This is a genomic window from Acidovorax sp. SUPP2825, assembly GCF_030158995.1.
Taxonomy (GTDB): Bacteria; Pseudomonadota; Gammaproteobacteria; order Burkholderiales; family Burkholderiaceae_C; genus Paracidovorax.
The window spans coordinates 1-4,090 of record NZ_BQXK01000047.1 but is presented as its reverse complement, the minus strand read 5'-3'; the positions used below and the strand labels follow the sequence as shown (position 1 = coordinate 4,090).

Sequence of the window (4,090 nt, the reverse complement as noted above, 5' to 3'; positions counted from 1 at the left end):
GGCCATTCAGGCCGCCAGTTCGTGCCACAGGCACCGGAGCTGAGATAAATCAGGGGTTGGCCCATCGCGTTCCAACTGGCTCAAGGCATCAGCACGTTCGTGCGTGTTTTGTGCAGAGCTTCCTTAGTGGGTCACTTCTGCGTGGAAATCAACACGCAGACCTTTCCTAACGGTCATTCACTCGTACAGGAGAATCAAAGTTTCTGCTCCTTCACCCAAACCATCAAAAATCAAACTTGCCGATCAATGTAATCGTGCGCGGATTACCAAATGCGATGAGTTGCGCATTGGGCGTGGTGCCTTGCAGATATTCGCGGTCGAACAGATTCTTCACGCTCACGCTGACTCCCCAGGACTTTTCTTGATAGCCCGCGTTCAAGTCAAACAGCGCATAGCCCGGCAGATTCACGAAATAGGTGCCGCGTTGCGCGGTGCGGTCTCCCTGGGCCCGAAGGGCGCCACCCACGGTGTAACCCAACCGATTGGGGTTGAAGTAATACTGCGTCAGTAACGCGCCCGCGGTCTTCGGCACATGGTTGATTCGTTTGCCGATATCGCTCGTGGTCAGGCTGGCGGTAGTTTCTGCGGTCGGAATGTAGCTATAGGTCAGTGACACGTTCCATTGGCGAGTCACCGCGGCTGAAAGTTCAGCCTCGAAGCCTCTGGTGGTCTGCTCTCCGGTCTGTACCGCATAGCCCAAGGTAGCATCCGACTCGGTCACGTTGGTGCGCTTCAGGTTGTACACCGCCACATAGCCCTGCAGCCGCTGATCGAGCGCTTGAAATTTCATGCCGGCTTCCAGTTGCTTGCCGGTCTCCGGATTGAGCAACGTGCCGCCCGCGCCCGCATCGGTGACCGGCTGGAAGGAGGTCGAGTAGCTGACATAAGGCGCCAGAAATTCGTTGACGCGATACATCGCTGAAACACTGCCGGTGAAAGGGTTGTCCGAATTCTGTGCCTTCACCCCGGTGTAGCGATTCTGGATGGAGACCTGCGTCCAGTCCTGCCGGCCCGACACGCCAATCACCCAGCGGTCGTCCACTTTGATGGTGTTGCGCATGTAAATGCCAGCGTACTGGTTATAAGTGAGGTTGTACGAAGGCGTGCCGGTGCGGATGCTGGTGACCCCATATCGCATGGTGCGCACGTCAAACGAATTGATGTTGTCGACGCGGGTGTAGTAGTCGCTGCGCTCACGCAGCAGGTCGATCCCGACCGTCAGGTCGTAGTTGAAACGGCCCAAGTTGAAGTTTCGCTGCAGGTAGTTGTCCCAAGCGAAATTGACGTCCTGCTTATCTTGGAAATTGATCTGCCGGGTGACCACGGGAAAAGTTGCGTTGGCCGCCGAGAACACCGAGTTGCTCCAGCTTCGCCCCTGCGTGATGGCGAAGTTTTGCTTGTACACCCAATCGTTGTCGAAGTAGTGCACATAGTTAGCGCCGATCCGGTAGACATCCACGGAGTAGTGGCGATCCGGTTCGCCTGTGAAGACATTGCGGCCGTAGTCTGCATAGTTCGCCGGCACGCCCTGATTGCGCACATAGTTGCGGTGTTGGACGCTGGCGATCACCGAGAGGTCGTTGCGGCCGTCCAGGTCAAAATTGTAGGAAGGCGAAAGATAGTAGTTTTTGAAATAGACGTGGTCCGTTGGGTCATCCTGGTCGGAAACCCGGCCGACCACACGGAAGGCGCCCTTGCTGGTGCCGTCGGATGCACGATTGACATCGAAGCTGGCCTCCTTCAACCCGTAGCTGCCCACGGTGATTTGCGCGCGGTTGAAGGATTCTGCTTGCGGGCGTTTGGTGGTGAGGTTCACCAAGCCGCCGGGCAAAGTCATGCCGAACCCCACGGATGACGGCCCCTTCACCACCTCGATCGAGGAGATGCCAGACATGTCCTCCGAACGAAGCACATTGGTGGAGGTCTGGGTACGAAGGCCATCGACATAGGTCTGCGCGCTGGAAATCTGGCCGCGGATGATGAAGTCGTCCCACCCGCGCCGCCCGTACGCACCTGACGACACGCCAGCGACGCTTTCCAGCGCTTCTGCCACCGTGCGGTTCTGCCTTTCGGCAATCTGCTGCCCAGTGATCACACTGATCGACTGCGCGGTCTCAAACAACGGCGCATCGGAGCGCAAAACGCCGGGAGCCGTCGTGGCAGCCACGGCTTTTTCGTTGGGTTCGGCTTTGGAGGCTTGTACTGTGACGGTCTGCAACTGAGGCCCAGCGGGTGAGATCGTCTGCGCTGTCACCAGCGTGGATGTCACTCCCAAGGCAAGCGATGAAGACAGACGCACGAAGCGGTGCGTGATCTTTGGGTTGCGCAGCGGATCATGGTTGGGGGGGGCCGCCTCGCGACAGGCACACATTGGTTTGAGCACGGAAAATCTCTGAGTTAAAAAAATGGGGGTTGGGGCGATCAGCGCGAGCCGATTGCCCACTCGACAGCCGCGTCGAAGAGCTTGAGGCCGGATTCAGTCAGGTTGGCGAATGTTTCGTTGTCCAGGAAGAACATCACGCGTCGCGCGGGCGCCAAGAATTCGTAATCCATGGTCGCACCCTTTTCATACCCGAAGACCGCGACCTTATCGGGCTGTCCGTACAGGGTGGCAATGGTCGTGGCGCCCAGCCCCGGCTTGCCCCAATTCATACCCAACTGCTTGTCATAGACCTTGACCACGCCCGCGGGCAAACCAGCTGCCATTGGATGGGGAGCATTCACCAGCCAGAGGTAGCGCTGCTTGGGCTCACTGCCGTAATCGGTATCGCTCCGCTTCCCACACATCGACATATCGTCCAGCAGGTCGCTTTCCCAGGTCAGTAGCGGCACCGGCAGATTGCGGTAGGCGCCCAGCAAATCATGTGAACGGACAGTGGACGACAGGATGACCAGGTCTGCCCCGCTTGCCTCTTCGACCGGTGCGTACTGGCTTTGCAGAGTCACCACATAACCTCGTCCGGCGAGGTGCTGCTGGATCTGTTGGTCGATCGTGAGACTCTTTCCCTCTACACGCACGATCAACATGACCTTTTTTGGACGCTGCGTGGACTCCGCAAGGGCGAAGGTCGGAAAGACGCTACCGAGCATGATGCTTCCCGCCAGCATCAGGCAGGAGCGGCGTCGTACTGAAGAAAGCGAGTGCGGAGAAGGTGGGGGCATGGTCTGACCTGCAGGTGGGTCCAGAGTGTCGGCACAGGGACTACACAGAGATGATTGCGAGGGAAATGTTGAGGATTTCTGAAGCATGGATTCAATGCCGTCAAGCATTCCTTCCACGAAACGTATTTCGAACGCGAATAGGTCTCAATCATAACTGGATGGCATATTCCTTGTGGGATATCCATTTGGCTCACGCATGACTCCGTAAATGGTTGGCTGACATGATTCGACCGGCGCACATCGTGTCAATGCAGCACAAAGCACGATATGTATCTCTCGCTTGGGTGAACCCCCAGCGGGCCAACATGAGCGCAGATGGACTTGCTCTGCTGGGTACAGTGCCAGAGTTAGAGTTTGCTGATGCCCCTCAAGCCCTACCCGACAGACGTCAGCGATGAAGAATGGAGCTTCGCTGCGCCTTATCTGACCCTGATGGACCCGCATGCACCTCAGCGTGGGCATGACCTTCGCGAAGTCTTCAATGCCCTGCGCTGGCTGGTGCGCTCAGGCGTGCCTTGGCGGATGCTGCCCAACGATCTGCCGCCCTGGGAAGCTGTGTATCCGCAGAGCCGACGCTGGCTGGGATGCGGGCTGCTTCGAGGCGATGGTGTCGGACCTACGCTCCATCATTCGAGTGGCGCAGGGGCGCCAGAGCCAGTCCGGTGCCGTGGTGATGGATGGGCGCACATTGCAGTCGAGCTGCCAGAGCGGCCCACGCGCAGGCTACGACGGCTACAAACGCAAGCGCGGCAGCAAGGTGCGTATCATCAAGATGAACAAGATTCACCCCCTTCCCTAGGAAAGGTCTGCATAAATCGCCCCACGACATGCTTGGCATGGAGATGAAGCCCTGAGACGATACGTCACATGAAGCAGCACAGCCTGGGCTTGGGAATGACGGCGAAGCGAACGCGGCGGCGGGAATTCC

The 4,090-nt window shown here is 58.1% G+C and carries 2 protein-coding genes and 1 pseudogene; 1 reads left to right on the top strand and 2 read right to left on the bottom strand.

Going from position 1 to position 4,090, the window contains the following annotated elements:
* Positions 1 to 223 precede the first annotated feature (223 nt).
* Complete coding sequence (locus AVAK2825_RS24540) at positions 224 to 2,383, bottom strand: TonB-dependent siderophore receptor (protein ID WP_284403097.1); 2,160 nt, start codon at positions 2,381 to 2,383, stop codon at positions 224 to 226.
* A gap of 38 nt (positions 2,384 to 2,421) precedes the next feature.
* Positions 2,422 to 3,090 carry a hypothetical protein gene (locus AVAK2825_RS24535; RefSeq protein WP_284403098.1) on the bottom strand — a complete coding sequence of 223 codons (669 nt, stop codon included), beginning with the start codon at positions 3,088 to 3,090 and terminating at the stop codon, positions 2,422 to 2,424.
* Between the two features lie 432 nt (positions 3,091 to 3,522).
* Here AVAK2825_RS24535 and AVAK2825_RS24530 point away from each other — a divergent pair.
* A pseudogene (locus AVAK2825_RS24530) lies at positions 3,523 to 3,928 on the top strand (transposase); the annotation flags it as partial.
* Between the last annotated feature and the right edge of the window lie 162 nt (positions 3,929 to 4,090).

Bases quoted from the DNA above. Each gene is read 5' to 3' on its own strand.
- AVAK2825_RS24535 (WP_284403098.1), bottom strand. From the start codon at position 3,090: ATGCTCGGTAGCGTCTTTCCGACCTTCGCCCTTGCGGAGTCCACGCAG.